Genomic DNA, 23,667 nt, shown 5'->3' with positions numbered 1-23,667 from the left:
AAAAGAATCTAGCCGATATTTGTTGTATACAAGAGTTTATTGTGTTTAAAAAATATGTTTTACCTATTTCTCGTATATATAATCACGAGTCATCGGAAGAACGCGGCCGCTTGCGCCCTTGGTCAATAAGAACTGTATAACATCAATGTTTCCTGACTCAAAGGAAGCAGCACTAGCTTGAAGATATAGATCCCACATGCGAACAAATCGTTCATCAAACATTTCTGCAATTTCACTACGATGCTTATTGAAGTTTAGGTCCCAGAGCTCAGTTGTTTTTTGATAGTGACGGCGGAGCGGTTCTAAATCGTCAATTTGGAGACCAGCATTAATGATGTGTTCAGTGTTTTCTACGAGGCCAGGAACATAACCGCCTGGGAAAATCCACTTGTTTAGCCAACCGTTGTTAGCACCACCTTGCTGACGAGTGATACCATGAATCAAGGCAACACCATCTTTTTTAAGATACTTAGCGACATTATCAAAATAAATACTAAGATTTTCTTTACCAACGTGTTCAAACATACCAACGCTAGTAATATAATCAAATTTTTCGTCGCCCAATTCACGATAGTCTTCTAGACGAACTTCCGCGACACCGCTAAGTCCTTGATCGACAATTCGCTTTTGAACCATGTTATATTGTTCACGGCTGAGCGTAACACCCACTACTTTTAAATTGAATTCTTTAGCTGCAGTTAGCATGAGGGTGCCCCAACCACAACCAATATCCAGAAGGCGCTTGCCAGGTTGAGGGTCCAATTTACGCAAAATATGGCGAACTTTATTCATTTGTGCGGTTTCTAAATCATCATTAGGTGATTCAAAATAAGCGCATGAATATGTCATAGTCGGATCTAACCATTTTTGGTAAAAATCATTACCTAAATCATAGTGAGTTTGAATATCATTAAGACTTTCTTTTTCACCATGACCTTGCTTAGGAAGAAAGTGGATAAACTTTTTGTTGTGAAAAAAGCTGTCAGCACTTTCATACGCTGCCGTTAGTAGCTCCTGAATGCTACCGTCAATTTCGATTTTTTTATCCATGTAAGCTTCTCCCAGGGCGATCGAAGCATTTTTAGTGATGCTTTTTACAGGAATAATCTCATTGAAAGTTATTGTTATTTCAGGTTCTCCATCACCGTACACGTCACTGCTACCATCCCAATAGTTAACTTTTATGGGGATATTGAAGGAACGTTTTAAAAATTGTTTATAGAATTGTTTTTCAAGCATTATAAATACCTTTCTATATTATTAATAAGAATCACAGATTCAGTTATACGCCAATTTTGGAAACATCTCAAACAAAGTAATATGAAAAATGTGCCCAATGGTATAGCTTAGGTTAAGTTCTGTTGAGCGGCAGAGTTCTCTTTAGACCTCTTCTTTAGTCCACTTAAACGAACACAGCATGTTATAATGGAAGCATATTTTTATAGGGGGACATATTCCTTGAAACGATGGATTTGGATTATTTTAATCGTTATAGTTGCAGGTAGCGTAAGTGGATATTCGATTGCTCACTATCGTGAAAATAATCGACAATATAATCAAGATTTAGTGAGTGGTAGATTAGCGATTGAAAATAAAAATTACGCAGCGGCACAAAATTATTTTTCAGATGCCTTATTAAAAAAACGTAACGACAAGGCGGCCAATGATTTATTACATCAGACGCAAAGAATTGTTAAAGCAGATTCGGCTTTTAAGGGACAAGAATTCAACAACGCCAAGCGAGAATACAAGGTAGTTAGCCGTGATTACCCCATGGGCTCTAAAACTCTGACTAGATTAGGTAAAAAGCAATATAGTTTGGTTATTAAAGTTCAAAAAAAGTTTAAAGATTTTAGTGAACAACTAAAAGTTGCTAAAGAGCTGAATGCGTCGCAGATGTTTATGCAATCCAATGCTCAGCTTGATTTGTTGTTCAACGATGGTAGTTTTAAAGACAGTTATTATTCAACACTTTATGATCAGGCAACCAAATTACAGGATGCTAATAATAGCGGGATGATAAATTCTAACAATTCAATTGGTAGCTCGGATACCGCTGGAACATCTGGAAATCAAGAGCAAGGTGGATATAGTCAAAGTACGAGAGAAGCAGTTCAGCCACCGGATAATGGAAAAGTTGTTCAACCGGCCCCCAATAATGGAAACCAAAGTACAAGTTCATCACAACGTGCTCAGAATAGTAAAATCGAGAATAGTAGGGCTGACAATTCGAGCGGTGAGATCAGTCAAAAAGCAAAGTAGTAAATGGATTTCAAGCTATGCTATATTGTGAAAATACTTCATTAATTGTATAATATGATGAACGAAAATAAGAAAAGAGGATTTTTGAACATGGCAAAATTAGTATTGATTCGTCACGGACAAAGTCAATGGAATTTATCTAACCAATTTACTGGTTGGGTTGATGTTGACCTTAGTGATGAAGGTGTAAAACAAGCACAAAACGCTGGAAAGTTAATCAAAGATGCAGGACTTGAATTTGACTACGCTTATACTTCAGTATTAACTCGTGCTATCAAAACATTGCACTATGCTCTTGAAGGCTCAGACCAACTTTGGATCCCTGAAACAAAGACATGGCGTTTGAACGAACGTCATTATGGTGCGCTTCAAGGCCAAAACAAGGCTGAAGCAGCTAAAAAATGGGGCGATGACCAAGTACATATATGGCGTCGTTCATACGATGTTCTTCCTCCATTGTTGGATGCAAGTGACGAAGGATCAGCAGCTAACGATCGTCGTTACGCAAACTTAGACCCACGCATCATCCCTGGTGGTGAAAATCTTAAGGTTACTTTGGAACGTGTTATTCCATTCTGGGAAGACGAAATCGCTCCTAAGTTACTTGACGGCAAGAACGTTATCATTGCAGCACATGGTAACTCACTTCGTGCTTTGAGCAAGTACATCGAAAACATTTCAGACGAAGATATCATCAACCTTGAAATGGCTACTGGTGAACCAGTTGTTTATGACTTCAACGACAAGCTTGAAGTACAAAATAAGACAAAGCTTAACTAGTTTAAACCTTTAATTATAAAAAGCATCAATTCCAAGTGGTCTGGGATTGATGCTTTTTTAATGCTCCAATTTACCCTCAGTCAAATCGTCCACCCGCTTAGCAATTTGGGCGGGCGTTTCTTTAATTTGATTAGTAATAAAACCCTCAACCACGCCTAGTATTCCATAGCACAGGAAGTAAAGTTCGGTAGATTCGTTTTTTATTTTAGGGTTACGTTGCAGGCCTTTAAATAAATATTGTAAAAATTTATTTCGAAATGAATACGAGTTATCGCTTGTAAGTAGCTGATTAAAGATGAATTTGTTTTGTGTAATGTAGTTCAGCCAGAGATTTAAGCGTTCTTTCGATGATATCTCTTTGGGAGAATGACTGACTGTATCTAGTTCTTTTAAATATTGTTCAGACAATTCATCGATTAATTCATATTTATCTGTGTAATGTATGTAAAAAGTTTTCCGTGAAACGTCGGCTAAGCTGGTAATTTCAGTGACCGTGATTTCATCAAAGCTTTTTTCCGATAATAGCTTAGCGAAGGCATCTTTTAAATTTTGAATAGTTCGTTTAGAACGGCGATCCATAATAATTTACTCCTGTTTCTACCCAATTTATACCCAAGTGTAACTTACTACACACTTGTTAACAAGTTGGTGTTAATTTCCATTTTAAATCGCCATATACTATCTTCATACCAAAAAGTTAATAAGGAGATTTAATAGATGATTAATACTAAAGATGTAAAATTTAATGCCCGTCATTTTAAATTAGCTGGCCGTTTATTTTTCCCAGAAAATTTTGATGAGAATACTCAACATCCAGCGCTAGTTGTATCACACCCAACAAGTGCGGATATGAATCAAACTTCAAGTATTTACGCTAGTAAGTTAGCTGAAAATGGATTTCTTGCATTAGCCTTTGACGCTGCTTATCAAGGACAAAGTGAAGGAGAACCACGTTATATCGAAGATCCAGCTAATCGAACTGAGGATATCATGTACGCGATTGACTATCTAGTAACATTGCCATACGTTGATGCCGAAAGAATTGGCGCAATGGGAATTTGTGCGGGTGGTGGTTATACTATAAACGCTGCTAAGGTAGATAAACGGATTAAAGCGGTTGCTGGGGTTGCTGCGGCTTCATCCGGACAGGCTTATCGCGAGGCTTTTGGACCAGACGATAAGTTAATTGAAACTTTGGAACAAATGGGACGTCAGAGAACTATTGAGGCTCGCGGCGGTGAACCAATGATTACTCCCTGGATTCCAAGTAATGCTGAAGAAGTTAAAGCAGCTGGAATTACTGATATCGATGTTATTGAAGCTGTCGACTACTACCGAACATCGCGTGGCGCAGATCAATTTTCACCAAATAAAGTTCGTTATACTAGCTTGCCCCTGATGTTAGGCTATGATCCAACTTTACTAATTGAAAAGTTGTTAACTCAACCATTGACATTAATTGTTGGTGATAAACCAGGCAGCTTTGGTTCATATCGTTTAGGTTATGAAGTGTACAATCGAGCTGGCTCTAAGGAAAAAGAATTAACGGTGCTACCAGGTATTTCACACTATGATCTGTATGATCAACCAAAGGCAGTTAATCCAGCCGTCGAAAAATTAACTGAATTCTTTAATAAGTATTTGTAAAATGATTTAGATTTAAAAAGTAAAAAAGCTCAAACTCACCTTGATGTGGTTTTGAGTTTTTTTTTATTGGAATAAATATTAAGATAATTACTGCTTTTCACGGACAAATCCTGAATGAAAACCAGAAAGTCTTTAGGATACTATCTCAAATTGGAGGCTTTTTCATTTTATGATGCATAGTGATTTTTTTAAAATTACGATTAATTGCTATAAGACAGAAAATTTAAATTTTGAAATCTAATTTAAGCATTTAATTCAATCGTTTATTTAAAAGATTTGTGTTAAATTTAGTTTTGACCATTTATTGTAATTTAGTATTTTAATGGTCTGATTATAATTTTAAATGCTAATTCACATGAAGGGTCGATGATAATGGCACACGTTGAACAAAATCAAGAAAAAAAAGTAATCGTAGCGGAGGACTTATCTTCGTTGGGCTCAATTTCGATGGGGATTGCTTTGCCAATTTTAGCTACATTTGGATTTACAGTAGTACCTGTGCCAACAATGTTATTGTCGGCACAAACAGAGGGGTTTGGTAAACCTGAAATCTTAGATTTACACTGCTGGTGGAAAAATTCTGTTCAATCATGGAATAAGCTGGGTAATCTTAAACTAAACGCTGGTTTGTTAGGCTATCTTGGATCAGTTGAAATGATTAAGGTGATGCAAGAGTTTTTAGATAGAGACTTAGTTGGAATGGTCGTTTTAGATCCTGCAATGGCAGACTCTGGAAAGTTATATGCGGGTTTTGATGCGAACTATGTTGATGCGATGCGCGGTTTATTAGGCAAGGCCAATATTGTTACGCCCAATATCACGGAAGCACAATTGCTAGCAGATATTAAAGTGGGACACTATCCAACAAATGATGAACTGATCCAACTTTTCGACGCATTACAGACAGTTATGAAACCGAATAGCCAATTAATTATAACTGGTGTTCATGATACAGAAACTATTAGTACAGTTTGGTTAGTAAATGGACATGTTAAGCGGTTTGAGCAACCAAAGGTGACGGGGCATTTTGATGGAACGGGCGATTTATTTGCGGCCGTTTTAACAGGATGTTTAGCTAGTAATAGTTTACTGGAAAAATCCATTGAAGTGGCTTCTAAAGTTGTCCGAAGTACAATCTTAAAAACCAGTCGCAAGGATCAAAGCTCTCATTATGGATTAAACGTGGGTTGTGCGATTAATGAGTTACAAAAACAAATTGAAGGATTGGGTGAAAATCTTGAATAACGAACAGATTAAGCAAGAATTGTCAGAAGTTTTAGAAGATTATTTTAATAAAGTAACATTGCCAGTTGGTTCAGTATTTGTAGTAGGTTGCAGTACTAGTGAGATTTTAGGAAGCTGGAAAGGAACTGGTTCAAGCCTTGAAGTTGGTAAAATAGTTGTAGAAACTGTGCAAAGTTTTTTGAAACCAAGAAGATTAAACTTAGCAGTTCAAGGTTGTGAACATATTAACCGAGCTTTATTGCTAGAACGGCAAGTTGCAGAATCCCATGATTTTGAACAAGTTTCAGTGGTTCCGGCTATGCATGCAGGCGGTGGTACTCAGGTTGCAGCTTATCAGAACTTTGAGAATCCAGTTGAAGTGGAGCACATTGTTGCAGCTGGAGGAATTGATATTGGCGGAACGGAAATTGGAATGCACGTTAAATTTGTCCAAATTCCGGTTCGTTTAGAAAAACGAGATGTTGGAGAAGCGCGTGTGGTTGGTCTATCATCACGACCTAAACTAATTGGGGGTCAGCGTGCCCAGTATGAATTTACAGAAAAAAACTTACAAGATTTAAAGTGAGTAGGAGGAAGTTCTATGAATAACATGGCAAATCGTTTGGCAGTCCGTGATTTAACGATGACGGCCATGTTGATTGCTTGTACGGTAGTAATCAGTCGAGTCTTTATTATTCCAATTCCCCTTACACACGGAAATGTGAACTTGAGTGACGCCGGCGTATTTATTGGTGCACTCTGCCTCGGACCTAAAAAAGGTGGCGTGATTGGAGCTTTAAGTGGATTTTTGCTAGATTTAATCTCGGGCTATGCCCAGTACATGTTTTTTTCTCTAATTGTTCATGGGTTAGAAGGAGTTATCACAGGATGGTTGTTTCAAAATCGAAATAGTTTAAGAGCTAAAATTCTCAGTGTCATCGCTGGTGGGTTGCTAATGGTATTAGGATATTTTATTGCAGACAGCTTATTATACAGTCGAGCAACGGGGTTAATTGGAGTGCCTACAAATTTATTTCAAGGCTTTATAGGTGGCTTAGTAGCAATACCGCTTGTGCCAGTCATAGACAAGGTAAGACGAAGAATGGAACATGTTGGTTTAGATCATTGATTGTATATCTTCAACGAACCGCCTAATCTAATATTTTACTAGGGATTTTAATTAAGAATTGTGAGTTTAAACTTGCAATTCTTTTTTATTTGTTTAATATAGTGAGTGAGCACATACTCACTAAAAGAATTTGGGGTGGATAAAATGACTGAAACAATTAAGGTTACGGATCTGCAACAGGGTTATGGTAAAACCATTGTTTTGAAAAATATTAATTTAAAAGTTAACAGCGGCGAAATCCTAGGACTAATCGGGCCAAGTGGAGCTGGTAAAACAACTTTAGTTAGCACAATTATGGGGATGTTAAAACCCAAACACGGTTCCGTTACGGTATTGGGTAAGACGATGCCAAATCGGGAGTTGTTAGCAAAAATTGGATTTATGGCACAAAATGATGCCTTATACACAACTTTAACGGCACGTGAGAATCTAACCTTTTTTGGTGCGATGAAAAATGATCATATGAAGTTTCATAAAGTTTCAAATGATGATAAAGCTAAAACCGTTATTCGGGAACATAATTATGATGGTTATCTAAAACAAGACGGCGACAAATTGACTTTGACGTTAGCAAATAGTGACCAAAGCAAGAGTACTATTATTAAGCAGAGTTTGACTGGTGCAGAAGCTAAGCTAAAGGGTGAAGCAGCTGGTATGGCGATTAAAACCCAGAGTAAGGCAATTAAGGCTCAAGCAACGGCGCTAAAAGCCCAAGCAGCCGTCATTGAAAAGCTCCAAAAAACAATGGCAGCAGCAAACCCGTCTGCTAAATCAGGTGCAGCAACTGGTTCCACTGCGATGGCAAAGATGCCGGAGATGAAGGCACCTAAAACTAATAACACCAACTATACTGTTAAAACACATTATCTATATGGTAGTAGTAATTCAACTTTCTTTGATACATTGTTACCAATTATGATTGGATTTGTAGTTTTCTTCTTTGTATTCTTAATTTCAGGAATCGCACTATTACGGGAGCGAACCACCGGAACGTTATATCGTTTGTTAGCAACGCCAATTAAACGTGGCGAAATTATCACCGGATACCTAACGGGTTATGGAATCTTTGCTTTGGTGCAAACAACGTTGATTGTTGGCTATAGTTTCTTTGTATTTAAAATTCAAATTCTGGGTAGTATTTGGAACGTTTTCTTGATTAACATCCTGTTAGCATTTGTGGCATTAGCACTGGGGTTATTCATTTCAACATTTGCGGCCTCAGAATTTCAAATGGTACAGTTCATTCCGATTGTTGTAATTCCACAAGTCTTCTTCTCAGGAATCATTCCAATCAGCTCAATGGCAGGATGGCTTCAACCAATTGCTAAAATTTTCCCACTGTACTACGGTGCCGGCGCAATGTCTAACGTAATTGAAAAGGGATATACCATTGGTCAGATTGCACCAGATCTGCTAGCTTTGGTAATCTTTGCAGCGATTTTCTTAATTCTTAACTTAACGTTTATGCGACGTTATCGTCAGGTTTAGGAGGTTGTAGTGATGGCTAACAATAATGTTTCAGTGTTATTTGCCGAAAGTTTAAACGAGATGGGTGTAACTGAGAAGCAAAAGGGTGTTCTATTAGCTAGCTTGGAGTTGTTTTCTAGTAAGGGCTTCACACAGACCAGTACTCGTGATATTGCTAGAATGGCTGGAGTTTCGGAAGGAACGGTTTATAAACGTTTTAAGACAAAAGATGAAATTTTACAAGCAATTTTAAAACCGTTCATCGAACAAGTATTTCCTAAGATTGCAAATGAATTTACTGGATCGGTTATCAATACCGACTATGCTGAATTTAGCGATTTATTACGAAATATGGTAACTGACCGACTTATGTTTGCACTTGATAATCAAAAGCAAATACTGATTATGGCGCAAGAGGCTTTTACGAATCGCAAAGTTCTGGAAGGACTGGATAGACAAATTATTGACTTAATTCAAGGACCATTAGGGCAAACGTTGGCTTTTTACCAAGCAAAAGGACAGCTGGTTAAGTGGCAACCGGGACGAATTTTGAGATATATTTTTTCAACACTATTAGGATATATTTTACCGGCTGTATTGACCACACCAGAAGTTCAATTGGATATTACAGAAACAGTTGATGAGATTATGGAGTTCTTGTTGCGAGGGTTAACGCCTGATTCTGGAAAACAGTCTTAAAAATATTCTGTTTTTAATTGATAACATCGAATTTCGAGAAAGATTTGCCCCTTAGTACTTGGGATAAACTCAAAATATAATGTAGAACAAGCTCAAAAATCTTATTTGGTTTTTGGGCTTGTTTTTTATTTATACTCTTTTGGGGCCAGTGTGGTGTGGAATTTAAGAAGAAAAATCGTAAATATGGATACAACTAGAAGCTGAAGACTGAAAGTACTTATATAAATAGCAACTGTTTTTGACATCGTTGGGTGGGTAAATAAAATTCCAAAGATAATTTTTCCAATTGGGGAAAACAGTTGTGAAAGAACAAGTGAGATAGTAAAAACTCTTCCCTGTAAATGTGTCTTTACATGTGTTTGCTGATAGGTATTAAATTGAATATTAAAATAGTTAATGCTTGCTGCAAACAATGAATAGGTCATGCTTAAGATTAAGAAATTAATCCAATGTGAATTGCTAAAGAACAAAGTTGTTGGAATTAAAAATGTTAAACTTTGAAAAAGTAAAGGAAATTGAATATGGCGAATTGAGATCTTCTTTTTTGATAAAAAAGATAATATTCCACCTAAAATTAGTCCTAAACCGGATATTCCTTCAATGCTTCCAAAACTTGAACTATTGATGTTTAACAATTGAATAGCAACTATTGGAATTCCAATACTAATAACGGGTGTGAAAACGTTGCTTAATGTATTTTCAAATATTAATAGACGAATGGTTCGATTGGACTTCAAATATCTAAATCCTGAAAAGATAGAGGTGTCTGGTCTGGAAGAATTAATTGACTTATTAGAAAATATATTGAAATTAATTGACATAGTAATTAGTAAAGAGATTATTTCTGAGAAACATTCAATCCAAAGAAAATATGTGATCGAAACTTTAGAAAATAAAACTCCACCTAAAATCGGGCCTAAAATGTTGGATAAAGATTTAGCTATATTTTCTAGTGAGTTTAATCTTCCAATGTAACGTTTTTCAACCATTGATGAAACAGAGGAAGCATAACTAATGTTGATAAAATAAAGACTCGTTTGTATCAGAATAATAAGACTGAATAAACTAACTAGATTATTTTGTTTTCCAATTTGTTGTGCGAAAATAATTATTCCAAAGATGCTGATTAGTTGAGAAAGTAAAATTATTTTTTTGTGATTAAACCTATCAATAATTGTTCCAATTAGAGGCCATAGAAGAAAACCGATAAATGGCCCAAGTATTTGAGATACGGAAAAAATAATTCCTGATGAATAATGATTCAGAATATATAGTCCCAAAATAAACGAGAGCATGGTGCTACTGATGGATCCAATAAAATCAGAACTTACGGCTTTTATTGTTTGGGTTAAATGATTTGTTGAAAGTTCCATTAATTTTCCTTTTATTCAAAATTGATTTTTTAAAATTAGATAAACGCTTATTTAATTTTAATTGTTTTGTTATTTTTGAAATGAATAAAGTATATAATACAGTATACAGATTGAAAAGAGGGAAAAAGTCCTGAATACTGGACATAATTATGAAAAAATTAGGAGAAACTATTCGTAAAATTCGTCGGTTAAAGGGAATTACACAGTATGAAATATATGATGGGGTAGTGTCACGGTCATTTTATTCAGCATTTGAACACGGAAAATATGAAATAAAGGCAAGCGCCTTTTTAACATTTTTAGAAAGATTAGAAATTTCATTAGAAGAATTTAAATATATTCAAAATGAGTATAAAAGTCCTCAATCAATTGAGATACAAAAAGAGTTATTTAAGCATTACTATGCCGGTGATATTAAATTTGTCAAAAGTTTCTATGAAACATTTAGAAATTCGAAAAATGAGCGTGTTCGCCTTCTTAGTGCTCAGGCATATTTATATTACTATATTGCTGGTTCAAGAAAATTTAAAATGACATATGAGCCGCTAATTCCTCTTAAATTCCACCTTACTTTGATGAAAAATTGGACATTAGTTGATGTTCAATTGTTTGTGCACACCATTTTTTTGTTTCAGGACGACGTACAAGATTTAATAAATGTTTTTAAACAGTCGTACAAGGTTCTTAATGAATATATGGATTTTGATAGAGAAAAGGTTGTAATTCTTCGAGAACAGATTAATTTAAATTGTTTGCAGACCCTATTAGTGAATCAAGATTATAAAGAAGCACACGATATATTTGATTTAATTGGCAAAGATAATTTGGAAAAAAATGATCCAATTGATGCTTTGCTTTACAGAAAAACCAGTGTTTTATTGTTTAAACTTTATTTTGAAGATTTTGAGAAGGCTAAGTGTGATCTTCAAAAATTACTCGAATTTCAAGTTTACCTCGGAATGCAGGTTACGGATTTTAAATCACTTATTAGAACGCACCGAGAGCATGCTGAAGTTCATAGAAAAATAAATTAGGATTTTAAAATTAGCTATTAGAAACGAATCAATAAGTGAGAAATATAATGAAATGAAAGAAGAAAGGTATACCTTTGCTGAAAAAAGAAATAGGTTAGTAGAAGAAAATAAAGTGAAATGTTTCTTTTTTTTTGCTCAAAATATTGCCAAAAAAAATTAACGTTATACAATTGGGTATGAAAAGAAGCCATGAACGGGAATTCATGACTTCCAGTGTTGATAAGGCTTGCTACTTATAGAAACAGCCTAATAGCACCGATGATTTTAAAACAGAATTACTATTTCAAAAAACGCTGCCGGTCAAGCAAAGCGTTTTTTTGTTTTATCATGCTAAAATTACAACTACAGTAACGCATATTACTATGACGATAACAACAGTCGCAAAGATACACACCAGTTGGACAAAAGGTGAGTTTATTAAACTCAAATTTTTGACAAACTTGGCGATCCAGTCGAACCCGGAAAACATGGACGCTGATATCCCCCAGAATTCGATGAAAAGTGAAAACAAAATTCTTTTTGCATTGGCAAACACCTCCACTTTCAAATTTCGGCGCTACCATGCAGTTCTATAACATATCAATTTAATGATTATAGCATTTACAATGGCTAATGTGAGTTAGTATTTACACAATAATATATTTAGGAGAAAAGGAGAATAACCTCTCTTTTTCTCCTTTTTTACCCGGATAAATGATTAATACTAACAATGAACAAGTAATTAATTTTTACTAGGCTGGAGTTGGAATCTATAGGAAATTCGACTTTTGAACATTAATAATTGACAATTTTTCATGATGATGGTTTAATGGTTTAAAACATTAAACCAAAGGAAACGAAAATGGAAAACTTAAAAGAATTACAAGCAGAATTTAATGACATTAGTGATTTTTTGATTGCTTTAGGTGATGAAAAGCGACAATCAATTATCATTGAATTAATGGCAACTGAAAACGTATGCAAGGGTCTCAGAGTTAACGACTTAACTGAGGTTACAGGACTTTCAAGACCCGCTGTTTCACATCATTTAAAGGTGTTACGCCAGGCAAAATTAATCGAGTATCGCAGTGAAGGCACCAAAAACTATTATTATCTATCACATGACTTGAGTAGTATAAAAAAATTACAAAATTTATTGGTAAATGTTAATAAAGTAATTGAAGGAAGTAATCGAAAATGAAAAAAATTTTGATTGTTGAAACCAATGTAACAAGTTATGGCGATACAAAAGACGCTACAGGATTATGGTTAGGAGAAGCCACGGAATTTGCTGAAGATGTTCAAAAAGCGGGTTTTGAAGTTGATTATGTTAGTCCTAAAGGAGGCTTCGTGCCACTTGATCCCCGAAGTATGAAGTACGTTGATGAATCAATCATGAACTTTTATGCAACTAAAGATTTTCAGAACAGAGCTTTGGCAAATTCACTTAGTCCATCAGAGGTTAATCCAGATGATTATGTTGCGATATACTATGCTGGCGGTCACGGCACAATGTGGGATTTTCCGGAAGATGAAGCGTTACAAAAAATTACAATAGATATTTACCAAAACAACGGCTACGTCACTTCTGTCTGTCATGGAATCGCTGGATTGCTAAATATTAAGGACAACAAAGGCAATTACTTAATTGCTGGCAAAACAATCACTGGTTTTACTAGGTCAGAGGAAATATTGGCAGGTAAACGCTCAGTTGTACCATTTTTGAATAAGGTTGAGGCAGAAAAGCGTGGAGCTAACTTTAAAGAAAAGCGTGCTTATAAAGAGTTCGCGTTGCAGGATGATCAACTGATAACTGGTCAAAATCCTTTTTCAGCGCATGCGGTAGCTAAATTGCTAATTCAAAATTTGAAATAAACATATTTTTTTAGAAAATTTGATTTAAAAGATTAAACTGAGAAACGAGTTAAGGAGTAAATGATGCAAACAATTTTAGGAAGTAACGGTCAAATTGGACATGAATTGGCTGAAGAACTGTATCAAAATTATACTAAAAATTTGCGATTGGTTAGTCGTAATCCTAAAAAGATTCATGATACGGATGAAATTAAACCAGCTAATTTACTGAATTATGACGAAACACTGCAAGCAATTTCAGGTAGTGAAATTGTATATTTTACAGTCGGATTACCCATGAATTCGGATATGTGGGAGTCTCAATTTTCAACAATTATTGATAATGTTATCCGTGCCTGTGAAGTAAGTGATAGTAAACTAGTGTTTTTTGATAATACCTACATGTATGCAAAGAATTCTGATCTACAGGTGGAGAGCAGCCCATTTGTTCCAACGGGTCGTAAATCAACCGTTCGTGCTAAAGTCGCGACTAAAGTATTAAATGCTATGGAACGTGGGGAACTTGAAGCAGTGATTTGTCGAGCACCGGAATTTTATGGACCTGACAATACCCAAAGTATTACTAATACGATGATTTTTAACCGAATTAAGAATGGTAAAACTCCATTTGTTCCGATCAGTGCCAAGGCTTTGAGAACGTTGATTTGGACACCAGATGCAAGTCGAGCAATGGCTTTAATTGGTAATACCAAATCGGCGTACAGTCGAACTTGGCATCTACCAAGTGAAAGCATCACTTATCAAAATTTAATTAGACTTTGTGAAGATGTTTTAGGACGTAAGATTCGCTATAAGGTAGTTAAAATGGTCGTGTTTAAAATTGGAAGTTTGTTTAGCCAGAAGTCAAAAGAATTATTGGAACTTTTACCACGCTATCGCGATGATAATAATTTTTCATCTGATAAATTTAAACAGCAGTTCCCAGAATTTAAGGTTACTTCTTTTGAAGAAGGTGTTCGGAAAATATTTAATAGGTAATGATGGAACACTCATTTTGATGGTGACTACAATTAGTTTATTGGAGTGATACTTTGTAGGAAATTCAATAAATTGAAATGCAACAGGATTTGCTGGTACACATAATTTGATCAATCTTATTATTAATTTCTTGGCTGTGATTAGTGGAATACAGCGAACTAATCGTTATTAACGCTGATTTTAAATGGTGCTTGAGGCAAAGGGGAAACCTTTTGGAAGTTATTTTATATTGGCGCGGCCAACGGGTCTCGGATTCATGAATTAGATATGGTATTTCATTTTGATCATATGCATTTAGATTATGGAAAGTATGGTAAATTTTCTGATAAGCGATTTAGATTGCAGGATTTAAAGCGAGTTTTAAGTGAATGGCAAGAAAAAATGGCCAATGCTAATGGTTGGAATAGCTTGTATTGGAGCAATCATGATCAGCCCAGAGCAGTGACCAGATTTGGAGTGGACAGTGAAAATTATCGAATTAAAGCAGCCAAAATGTTAGGAACAATTCTACATATGTTGCAAGGAACTCCCTATATTTTTGAAGGTGAAGAGCTGGGGATGTCGAACGCCAAGTTCACTGATATTACTGATTACCAAGATTTGGAAACTAAGAATATTTATAAGGAATTAACTGAACATCATAATTTAGATTCAAAAACAGTAATGCGCTATATTTATTTAAAATCTCGTGATAATGCAAGAACACCAATGCAGTGGAATGATAGTAAGTATGCTGGGTTCAGTGAAGCTAAACCGTGGATTGATCTGAACCCCAATTATAAGGATATTAATGTGAAACAGGTATTAAATGATCCAGATTCGGTATTTTACTATTATCAAAGATTGATAAAGTTACGCCACACATTGCCAATCATAACGACAGGCTCGTATGAGTTATTAGAGCCGGATAATTCAAAAGTGTATAGTTATGTCCGATCAGCTGGGAAACATAAACTATTGGTTATGGGAAACTTCACTAGTGAAAAATTAAAAATAAACATTCCAACTGAATTTAAAAACGCGGAAGTACTTATCGATAATTATGATAATAAAACTAATTTTTCCGAAATTTATCCATGGCAGGCACGTGTGTTAATGATTTAAGTAAACTAATATAGTTTAATTGGGAACTTATTAACAAGTATCAAACTTGATGGCTAACTCATTTCATTCAAAAAGACCAGTAAACTATTCGTAGTTTGCTGGTCTTTATTAATTATTCTACTGGCAACTGTTGTAATTGAAGTAACTGAGCTTGATTGATTTCGGTGTACAACGTACCGGCAATTGGTTGCGAGATGCTTCCGTTAGCAAGGCCTTGTTGAATAAAATCATATTCATATTGAAAAGCTTCAGCATAATATTTAGCATCAATCGGTTGAGTAGTAGCACGATATTCATGGTTGATTTCGTCAAAAAATCGATTTAAGTTATGTTGAACTATATAAATATAATTATTATCATCACGTTGTTGTGTGAGACGGGACCGCAAAATGTCATCTAAATATTGATCAACTAAGCTAACTACGGCCTGATTTAAGTCTAACAGCTCTTGACGAACTTGTTTAATTTGCTTAGCTTTCTTAGCGAATTTAGGATCAGTAGCTATTTTTTGCTGGTACGCTACTTTATAATTGTCACGATTTAGTTTAGGACGATATCGAGCATGCCAAAGAATTTCCTTGAATAAATGACGGAGCATATGTTTCCAACTAACTCGGCGTTTTTCAACTAACATCCGATTCATCATACTATCATAGATATCAATGGTTTTCTTGTTGTATTGTTGACTTACTTCAGGACTGTGAAGATAGTTATCAATGACACCTTTAGTTTCTGATAATAGTAGGTAGTAGTTATCCGATAAGTTGTTTCGATTATCCATTTCCATTGTTTTTTGGGATTGTAGTTGGTTGGTTAAAGCATCGCGGATAGATCGATCATCAATTGAAACACGCATTTTTAAGATTGTTTGATCAATCATCTTATTACGGACTTGATTTAAATCAAATTCACCATAGTCGACAACTTTTTTTGGTAATTTGATATTTAAGACAACCGCACTGACTATCATACTGATTAAAATCACAAACATGGCAATAATGATTAATTCATTACGGTATGGGAAATTATGACCACCAATGTGATTAGGTAAAGATAATGCCATTGCCAACGTCACAGTTCCGTGGATTCCACTAATGGCGAATAAACCGGAATTAAATTGATGATGCTCATCACTAGGCTTTCCGAAAAATTCAGCGATGCTTTCGTTTTTTTCACGCACGGCCCAGACGTATCGAAGGACAAGCATTATCACATAAACTAAAACGCTAATTAATAGTAAATGAAGAGTTCCTGACCAACCCATAGCCACGATGTCGGCATAGATTGTTGGTAAAGCTAGACCTAGTATTAGAAATACGAAGTCATTTAGAACATCGGTAATAACATTCCAAATGGTATTATTGGTTAGTTGAACGCTAGTTGAAGAAAGTCGCAAGCGATTTGCTTCCCAATTATGCTCAATTCCGGTTGCAACAACGGCTAGAATGCCCGACATTCCGAGATGTTCAGCCAAAAGATAGACGGCAAATGGAGTTAATAAACTGATTGGAATTGTGGTAATTTCAGGGTTTTTACCACGAGTGTTTAGGTTGAATCGCAGCGCAACTAAGGCGAATCCCGCAATCAATCCAACTAGAATGCCACCCACTGCGACAAATAAAAAGTGCACAATGCCATTTATAATTGAAAAGGTTCCAGTTGATAAAACAGATAAAGCAAGGTCCAACAGGACTAGCCCAGTCGCATCATTAAATAAGGACTCTAGCTCTAGTGCTTCGCCAACGCCTGAGGGCATCTCACTGTCGCTAGTTAGTGATTTTACAGCTACTGCGTCAGTTGGGGTGATAATCGCGGCTAGTGCAATCGCGAGTGGTAAGGTCCATTGTTTTTCAATCCAATTAGCAGTAACGCCAACGACGATCGCAGTAACTACAGCTAAGAATACAGAAAGTAAAAAAATCCCTGAAAATTTAGAACGAATTTTTTCAAAGGATTGTTTTTGCCCATCAACAAACATTAGTGGGGCAATAATCATCATTAGAAAAAATTCTGGTTCAAGCTCAAAATGACGAAATAATGGTACGAATGATAGAACTACTCCGGTTAAAATTAAAATGAAAGTTTCGGGTACCTTAGGAATAAACTGCTTAATAACGTTGGCACTAATAACTCCAACCAATAGTAGTGCAATTAAATAAAAATCAGCCATAAATACTCCCTTCCTAACTTAAATACATCAATTATACTATTCATTAACTTTTTTTGAATTAAGTTTAAAAGAAGACGATTATGAATAATCAATAATGCAAAACAATTCAAAGGTTATTTCAATAAGACTTAGATACATTAGCCAACTTGTTTAAAAAATCTTGTACGCTTAGTGATGTGATTAAAAATTTCTGTGGGACTTTAAACAAAGAATTATTTTGAATTGACAGAGCCTAGAAAATTTAATAAGAATATGTTGTGAAGTCTAGCTGTTTTTAGAGGGCAGATATGAAAGGTCGCTCAAAAACGCAAATTAGGCGCTAACTTTAGACATCCTAATAGGTGCCATTTGCATAAGGAACTATACCTAATTTTTACAGTCTCTTAATTGTATTCAAAATTAATATGTGAGTCTCAAATGCTGGATAGTATAAACTATGGTTGAAGAAATTAAAAATGATTGGTAGGGCTAAACTTGGACAGACGGCAAATCAAAAGTACAAATTACTTAATGGGAGCATTGGCTAATTTAGTGAAGGGCGGTAAAGACATTTCCGATGTATCTATTAGCCAATTGGTAAAAAAAGCTAAGGTTTCACGATCTACTTTTTATCGAAACTTTGATAACAAAGAAGATTTTTTGAGCTGGGTAAGTGTTCAATTAGAAGAGGGAATCCTTAACGCGTCACGGGTTAACTTTGGAGATGAAGTGGAGAATCCCTTTCAAAACTATTTTAACTATTTAAATCAAAATAGGTATCTTTATACGGCTTTTGTAAATACAATAAGTTGGCCTACATTGGTTGATAGAATGTATCTTGTTGCCACTAATAGCTATGAACGTTTATTAAAAGGTAATAAGTCTAATATTCCTGTGAAAGATCTTGCAACCTATATTGTTGGTGCCCATGTTCATGTCACACGTGTCTGGCTTTTAGAGGATAATCCGCGATCTCCTGAACAAATGGCAGAACTACTGACGGCTCTGACTCGTGACGGCCTATTAGCTGGATTAGGTATTGATTCAGTTATTAATTTACCTAAGTAATTTTTCCAGATACGGGACATAATATGTTAAAAGTGTGCTTCATTCATTTTAAATAAGGGGTTATGATGTGGACATAAATCAGACAACTTATTTAAAGGGGGATTTTATTATGTCGTTTTTGACAGTTAATGGCGCTAAACTTTCATATAATGTTATTGGAAAAGGGCCTGCGTTGATATTTGTTCCAGGAGCAAATGGGACAGGGGATATTTTTAGAAAAACAGCAGAATTATTAAAGGATACGTTCACAGTAATTACGTATGATCGTCGAGACTATGGGTTAAGTCAACTAACAGTTCCACTACCAGTAGAAGCAAAAAATCCGAATAGCACGTATCGTATTAAAAAGGATGCCGATGATGTTGCAGCTTTAGTGAATGAAGTTGCAAAAGAGCCAGCCTACATTCTAGGATCTAGTTCTGGGTCAATAGTAGTTATGGAAACTTTACAAGATCATCCAGAAGTATTTAAAAGGGTCTTATTACATGAATCTCCAATTACAGTATTTATAGACGCTAAAAAGCAAGCGCAGATGAATAACAATAAGATTGCCGAACTAGCTGGGCAAGGAAACATGAAAAAAGCGATGGAAAACTTTGCAAAGGATATGCATATTGGAGAGTTAGATCGTCAGATGATGCTTCAACAGCCCGTGGAACAAACGTCAGAACGGGCAAAAAAATCTTTGCAGTCACGTTTGTTTTGGATTGAATATGAAATTCGACAATATACGAGTCGTGAGATTGATATTAATGTACTTAAAGAAAATCGCGATAAAATCGTATTATTTACCGGTAGTGATTCTGGAGATTCATTTCCCAAAATGGTAATGAATGACCTTTCACTTAAAATTAATGTGTCGATTACCTCCATTCCGGGCGGACACTTAGGTTATGCACAAAAGCCAGAAGGGTTTGCTGAAACGCTTAAAGAACAGCTATGAATTAAGATGGACATGAGGTATAACTAAAATCTGAATTTAATTTTTTGAATTAAATAACAAAAATGCATGAGATAAGGTAGATGTTTCTACTTAAATGCAAAGGCCGAACGATGAATAAAACCATTCACCGTTCGGCCTTTGCATTTGTAAGTTTCTACGGGGGTAGTCTTTACTTATAGAAATACACCACGTGTGAGAAACAGAATTTTGTGGAACAAAACATTTATTATTGCCGTTAGTAGTGCTCGTTGTTTTTCGACTTATGGCTCGCGTTCTTTTGCGATCTGTAAGTTACAAATAATGATAGGTTAGTTACACTGATTTTCTTTTATTTGATAAGAAAATGGTTGGAATTAACATGATTAGTGCTGCAAACGAAATCATTAAAAATCCATATTGAAAAGATTCTAGTCGGATATTTACTAAGTGTGTGTGAACAAACTCGGTTAAATGGCTGGCGGCAATATGATATTTACCATCAGTCAGGTGCTTTTCAAAAAGTTTAACCTGTGTTTTTGAATATGAAGTGACAAGGGTTGTTATTAGAGCCGATCCAAACGCACTTCCGATATTTTGAATAATTCTTGTGCCAACCGTGGCACTTGGAACATCATTTTTTTGCATTCCTGTGTATGAATCAGCCATTAGTGGTGTAAAGATACCACCAGCACCAATACCACGAATTAGCAGTATTAAGGCCACAAGCCAGTAATTAGTGCTTTGGTTGATCCAATAAAATGGAATTGTTCCGACAAATGTAATAATGGTACTGACTAAAACAACATATTTTGCACCGATGCTATCCGTTAAACGGCCGGTTAAGGGGCGGGCAATTAGCATTCCTAATCCCTGTGGGAAGAGTGCTAATGCTGCCATAATTACACTCATGTGTTCAACGTTTTGAAAATAAAGTGGCAAAAGCAACATTGCCCCGTTTAGCAAGGTTCCTGCAATGAATAGTCCGACCGCCGCTCCATCAAAGGAAGCAAAGCCAAAAAGTTTAAGGGGGATAACGGCGTATTTTCGACGTAACATCGCCCATCCGATGTAAAGAAGCAGTGATAATAACCCAATAATTAAGAAAGTAATAGTTGTATCGTTGGTAAAAGTAGCCTGATGGGCAGCCTTTACCATCCCATAAATAATGCTACTACTAGAAGCAACTAGTAAGCTAATGCCCACTATGTCTAGTTTGGCATGCTTGTTTTGAGCGGGATAGTTAGGCATTTTCCAAAGGATAAGAGCGATGGACACAATAGCAACTGGAATGTTTACCCAAAAAATCCAACGCCAGCTTAAAAATTTAATGATAATTCCGCCAATAACTGGTCCCAATAAAGGTCCCAAAATAATTGGTAGACCAACTGTTGCCATCATCTGTCCCATGGAGTCTGCACCAGCAGTTTGAACTAGCAGGGTTGTTAGCAATGGCATAATTAGTCCACCTGCAAATCCTTGAACTAAGCGGGCAACAATTAGAAAGTTAATGCCTGGAGATATCGCCGAGAGGATGGATCCAAGTGCAAATAGGATTTCACCAGTCAAAAAAACATATTTACCATCAAATTTATTTATTAGCCAACTGGAAAATGGAACAGCCACACCAGTGGCCAACAAATAACCGGTAATTGTCCATTGGACGGTTGTAACAGTACTATTTAGATCTCGTACTAAACTATTGATAACAATATTCATCATTGTTGAATCTAGTAGGGGCGCCATTGCGCCGAACACAACAACCCATGCGACTAACATGGTTTCTTTTGAAATTTTATTTTTTGCCATAACTTCTCCTTTTAGAAACTAATAGTTCTTTAAAACGATATTTACGATACTATTAGTTCTTTAAAAAGTCAACAAGAAACTTTTTGTTTCTTAAAAATGCTGATATAATGGAAATACAATTATGTTGGAGGTAAAAGTATGGTGAAGATGCGACGGCATGGCTCAGAGCTAGAAGCAGCAATTTATACGGCAGCTCTTGAACTATTAAAAGAAGATGGTTTTTCGGCGCTTAGTTTTGGGAAAATTGCAACGCGGGCAAACACGAGTAAATCAGTAATTTATCGTCGTTGGAATACACCGTTTGAATTAATTATCTCGGCAGTTCAAGCACAAATAATTTCCGAGAATAACGGGCGTTTAGATCAATTAACATTGAATGGTAAAACACTTGAAGCAGATTTGTCACAGTTATTTAAGCGCCTAAACATTAGCTTGAGTTCCTTTGGGGCACTATCTGTTGGCAATCTAATTGGGGAAGTGTCCCAGCAGCAGAGCGAAATTCTTCGAAAAATGATTAATGATGCAACAAAAACTGATAAAAATTCTATAGATAAAGTTATTTTGCGAGCACAGCACCGCGGTGAGCTTGGACCGGGAGATCTTCCAGAAACATTGCAATTATTGCCGTTTGAATGGTTACGCTATCACGTTTTTATTGGTGGTGGAATTGACCAACAAAAAATTAATGATTTGATTAATTTAGTTTTAATTCCGAGTTATAAGAATGAATTGCCACCAAAATAAATTTATGGAAGATTAATCTGAACAATGTAGATGCTAACGGCTATAATGGCGAGTTGAGGTTATATTATGTGGTTTTGTAAAAAATGACATCATTTTTTTCTGATTAAAACCCCTTAATATTTATTATATTTAAAAGTGCCTTTTAACTGACATTTTTAACTAAAAAGTAGTAAAATACTTGCACAGATAAAATTCAGTTATTTAACTTAGAGAGAGGGAAATTCTGGTGTTAGAAAAAACAGCGTATCGACAATTATTGAGTAGAGCGTTTGATATTCCGGTTTCGGTTACTTATTGGGATGGCAAGGAAGAATCTTATGGCGATGGTGAGCCAGTCGTTAAGATTCAAATAAAAAAGTCGATACCATTAAAATCGTTAACTGATCAACCTACTTTGGTTCTTGCTGAAGCATATATGGATGGTGACATTGAGATTGATGGGAGTATTCAAGAGCTGGTAACGTCGGCGTATCGACAAGCCGATAGTTTTTTAACAAAAAATTCATTCTTGAAGTTCTTGCCTAAGCAATCACATTCTGAAAAGGCCAGCCAAAAGGATGTTCAGAGTCACTATGATATCGGGAATGATTTCTATCGACTTTGGTTAGATAAGACTATGACGTATTCCTGTGCCTATTTTGAAAATGATGATGACACCTTGGAACAGGCTCAAATGAATAAGATCCGTCATATTTTAAACAAACTAGAACCACAGGCTGGAAAGCGTCTTTTAGACATTGGTAGTGGTTGGGGGACTTTGTTATTTACTGCTGCTGAAGAATACGGCTTGAATGCCACTGGTATTACTCTTAGTCAGGAGCAGTATGATTACACCAAGCAACAAATCAAAGAGCGTCATTTAGAAGGAAAAGTTGATATTCTATTAGAAGATTATCGTGAAGTTCATGATCAGTTTGACTATGTGACGTCAGTTGGAATGTTTGAACATGTTGGTAAAGAAAATCTAGGATTATACTTCCAGCGTGTACAGGAGTTTTTGGTGCCAGAAGGTCGCGCACTTATTCATGGGATTACTGGGCAACATCAAGGGGCTGGTGTTGATCCGTTTATTACTAAGTATATTTTCCCTGGTGGATATATTCCTAACGCCGCTGAAAATCTTGAACATATCATGGATGCTAAGCTCCAATTCTCAGATATTGAACCATTGCGTCGTCATTACCAAAAGACTTTGGAAATTTGGAATGATAACTATAATCAGGTTAAAGATCAGGTTATTGAAAAGTATGGCATGCGATTTGCTAGAATGTGGACGCTATATCTTGAAGCATGTGCGGGTTCGTTTGAGGCAGGAAATATTGACGTTATGCAATATCTTTTGACCAAGGCTCCAAGCGGTACAGGTTTGCCAATGACACGCGAATATATTTATCAGGCCGACGACCAGAAGGCCTAAAACACAAAAA

Annotated in this window: 21 protein-coding genes and 1 pseudogene; 17 read left to right on the top strand and 5 right to left on the bottom strand. The window is 35.8% G+C overall.

Features of this window, described 5'->3' with window-relative positions:
* Positions 1–63 precede the first annotated feature (63 nt).
* Entirely contained in the window at positions 64–1,239 is a 1,176-nt protein-coding gene (locus PECL_RS07840; RefSeq protein WP_014216049.1) for an SAM-dependent methyltransferase, read from the bottom strand.
* A gap of 219 nt (positions 1,240–1,458) precedes the next feature.
* Here PECL_RS07840 and PECL_RS07835 point away from each other — a divergent pair, with 219 nt between their 5' ends.
* Positions 1,459–2,262, top strand: a complete 804-nt coding sequence (locus PECL_RS07835; RefSeq protein WP_014216048.1) for a hypothetical protein — start codon at positions 1,459–1,461, stop codon at positions 2,260–2,262.
* Positions 2,263–2,352: 90 nt separating this feature from the next.
* Positions 2,353–3,042: a 2,3-diphosphoglycerate-dependent phosphoglycerate mutase gene (locus tag PECL_RS07830; RefSeq protein WP_014216047.1), complete on the top strand. Its 690-nt coding sequence runs from the start codon at positions 2,353–2,355 to the stop codon at positions 3,040–3,042.
* A 57-nt stretch (positions 3,043–3,099) separates the two neighbouring features.
* Here the strand turns inward: PECL_RS07830 and PECL_RS07825 are convergent, their stop codons facing one another.
* Complete coding sequence (locus PECL_RS07825) at positions 3,100–3,621, bottom strand: TetR/AcrR family transcriptional regulator (protein WP_014216046.1); 522 nt, start codon at positions 3,619–3,621, stop codon at positions 3,100–3,102.
* Positions 3,622–3,759: 138 nt separating this feature from the next.
* Here PECL_RS07825 and PECL_RS07820 point away from each other — a divergent pair, with 138 nt between their 5' ends.
* The 6 genes from PECL_RS07820 to PECL_RS07795 all read left to right on the top strand — a co-directional run bounded on the left by PECL_RS07820 (position 3,760) and on the right by PECL_RS07795 (position 9,208).
* Positions 3,760–4,689, top strand: coding sequence for an alpha/beta hydrolase (locus tag PECL_RS07820; RefSeq protein ID WP_014216045.1), 930 nt, complete (start codon positions 3,760–3,762; stop codon positions 4,687–4,689).
* A gap of 372 nt (positions 4,690–5,061) precedes the next feature.
* Positions 5,062–5,934, top strand: a complete 873-nt coding sequence (locus tag PECL_RS07815; RefSeq protein ID WP_014216044.1) for a PfkB family carbohydrate kinase — start codon at positions 5,062–5,064, stop codon at positions 5,932–5,934.
* Positions 5,927–6,499: a TIGR01440 family protein gene (locus tag PECL_RS07810; protein ID WP_014216043.1), complete on the top strand. Its 573-nt coding sequence runs from the start codon at positions 5,927–5,929 to the stop codon at positions 6,497–6,499. The genes PECL_RS07815 and PECL_RS07810 overlap by 8 nt, the downstream gene beginning before the upstream one ends.
* 15 nt (positions 6,500–6,514) lie before the next feature.
* A complete protein-coding gene (locus PECL_RS07805) occupies positions 6,515–7,042 on the top strand; it encodes an ECF transporter S component (RefSeq protein WP_014216042.1) in 528 nt (175 codons plus the stop codon).
* A gap of 144 nt (positions 7,043–7,186) precedes the next feature.
* Positions 7,187–8,530 carry an ABC transporter permease gene (locus tag PECL_RS07800; RefSeq protein ID WP_014216041.1) on the top strand — a complete coding sequence of 448 codons (1,344 nt, stop codon included), beginning with the start codon at positions 7,187–7,189 and terminating at the stop codon, positions 8,528–8,530.
* 12 nt (positions 8,531–8,542) lie between these two features.
* On the top strand, positions 8,543–9,208 hold the full coding sequence (locus tag PECL_RS07795; RefSeq protein ID WP_014216040.1) for a TetR/AcrR family transcriptional regulator: 666 nt from the start codon (positions 8,543–8,545) through the stop codon (positions 9,206–9,208).
* 125 nt (positions 9,209–9,333) lie between these two features.
* On the opposite strand, the gene PECL_RS07790 is transcribed toward PECL_RS07795, so the two are convergent.
* Positions 9,334–10,581 (bottom strand): MFS transporter, encoded by a 1,248-nt coding sequence (locus PECL_RS07790; protein WP_014216039.1) that lies wholly within the window; start codon positions 10,579–10,581, stop codon positions 9,334–9,336.
* A 149-nt stretch (positions 10,582–10,730) separates the two neighbouring features.
* On the opposite strand from PECL_RS07790, the gene PECL_RS07785 reads away from it, so the two are divergent.
* The 5 genes and pseudogenes from PECL_RS07785 to PECL_RS07765 form a co-directional block, all read left to right on the top strand.
* Entirely contained in the window at positions 10,731–11,615 is an 885-nt protein-coding gene (locus tag PECL_RS07785) for a helix-turn-helix domain-containing protein (protein WP_014216038.1), read from the top strand.
* An 841-nt stretch (positions 11,616–12,456) separates the two neighbouring features.
* Complete coding sequence (locus tag PECL_RS07780; protein WP_014216037.1) at positions 12,457–12,795, top strand: ArsR/SmtB family transcription factor; 339 nt, start codon at positions 12,457–12,459, stop codon at positions 12,793–12,795.
* On the top strand, positions 12,792–13,469 hold the full coding sequence (locus PECL_RS07775; protein WP_014216036.1) for a type 1 glutamine amidotransferase domain-containing protein: 678 nt from the start codon (positions 12,792–12,794) through the stop codon (positions 13,467–13,469). Before PECL_RS07780 ends, PECL_RS07775 begins: the two co-directional genes overlap by 4 nt.
* Before the next feature lie 63 nt (positions 13,470–13,532).
* Entirely contained in the window at positions 13,533–14,447 is a 915-nt protein-coding gene (locus PECL_RS07770; RefSeq protein WP_041534660.1) for an NAD-dependent epimerase/dehydratase family protein, read from the top strand.
* 255 nt (positions 14,448–14,702) lie between these two features.
* A pseudogene (locus PECL_RS07765) lies at positions 14,703–15,488 on the top strand (alpha-amylase family glycosyl hydrolase); the annotation flags it as partial.
* A gap of 175 nt (positions 15,489–15,663) precedes the next feature.
* Here PECL_RS07765 and PECL_RS07760 read toward each other — a convergent pair.
* Complete coding sequence (locus tag PECL_RS07760; RefSeq protein ID WP_014216034.1) at positions 15,664–17,721, bottom strand: cation:proton antiporter; 2,058 nt, start codon at positions 17,719–17,721, stop codon at positions 15,664–15,666.
* A gap of 474 nt (positions 17,722–18,195) precedes the next feature.
* Here PECL_RS07760 and PECL_RS07755 point away from each other — a divergent pair, with 474 nt between their 5' ends.
* Together PECL_RS07755 and PECL_RS07750 are read left to right on the top strand one after the other, a co-directional pair.
* On the top strand, positions 18,196–18,768 hold the full coding sequence (locus PECL_RS07755) for a TetR/AcrR family transcriptional regulator (RefSeq protein WP_041534659.1): 573 nt from the start codon (positions 18,196–18,198) through the stop codon (positions 18,766–18,768).
* Positions 18,769–18,877: 109 nt separating this feature from the next.
* Positions 18,878–19,711: an alpha/beta fold hydrolase gene (locus PECL_RS07750; RefSeq protein WP_014216032.1), complete on the top strand. Its 834-nt coding sequence runs from the start codon at positions 18,878–18,880 to the stop codon at positions 19,709–19,711.
* A gap of 312 nt (positions 19,712–20,023) precedes the next feature.
* Here PECL_RS07750 and PECL_RS07745 read toward each other — a convergent pair whose 3' ends face one another.
* Entirely contained in the window at positions 20,024–21,496 is a 1,473-nt protein-coding gene (locus tag PECL_RS07745) for an MDR family MFS transporter (RefSeq protein WP_014216031.1), read from the bottom strand.
* Positions 21,497–21,634: 138 nt separating this feature from the next.
* Between PECL_RS07745 and PECL_RS07740 the strand changes: the two genes are divergently transcribed.
* Positions 21,635–22,240: a TetR/AcrR family transcriptional regulator gene (locus tag PECL_RS07740; protein WP_014216030.1), complete on the top strand. Its 606-nt coding sequence runs from the start codon at positions 21,635–21,637 to the stop codon at positions 22,238–22,240.
* Positions 22,241–22,466: 226 nt separating this feature from the next.
* Entirely contained in the window at positions 22,467–23,657 is a 1,191-nt protein-coding gene (locus PECL_RS07735) for an SAM-dependent methyltransferase (protein WP_014216029.1), read from the top strand.
* Positions 23,658–23,667 lie beyond the last annotated feature (10 nt).

The sequence above is a fragment of the Pediococcus claussenii ATCC BAA-344 genome (assembly GCF_000237995.1).
Taxonomy (GTDB): domain Bacteria; phylum Bacillota; class Bacilli; order Lactobacillales; family Lactobacillaceae; genus Pediococcus; species Pediococcus claussenii.
This window is presented reverse-complemented; position numbering and strand designations above follow the sequence as displayed.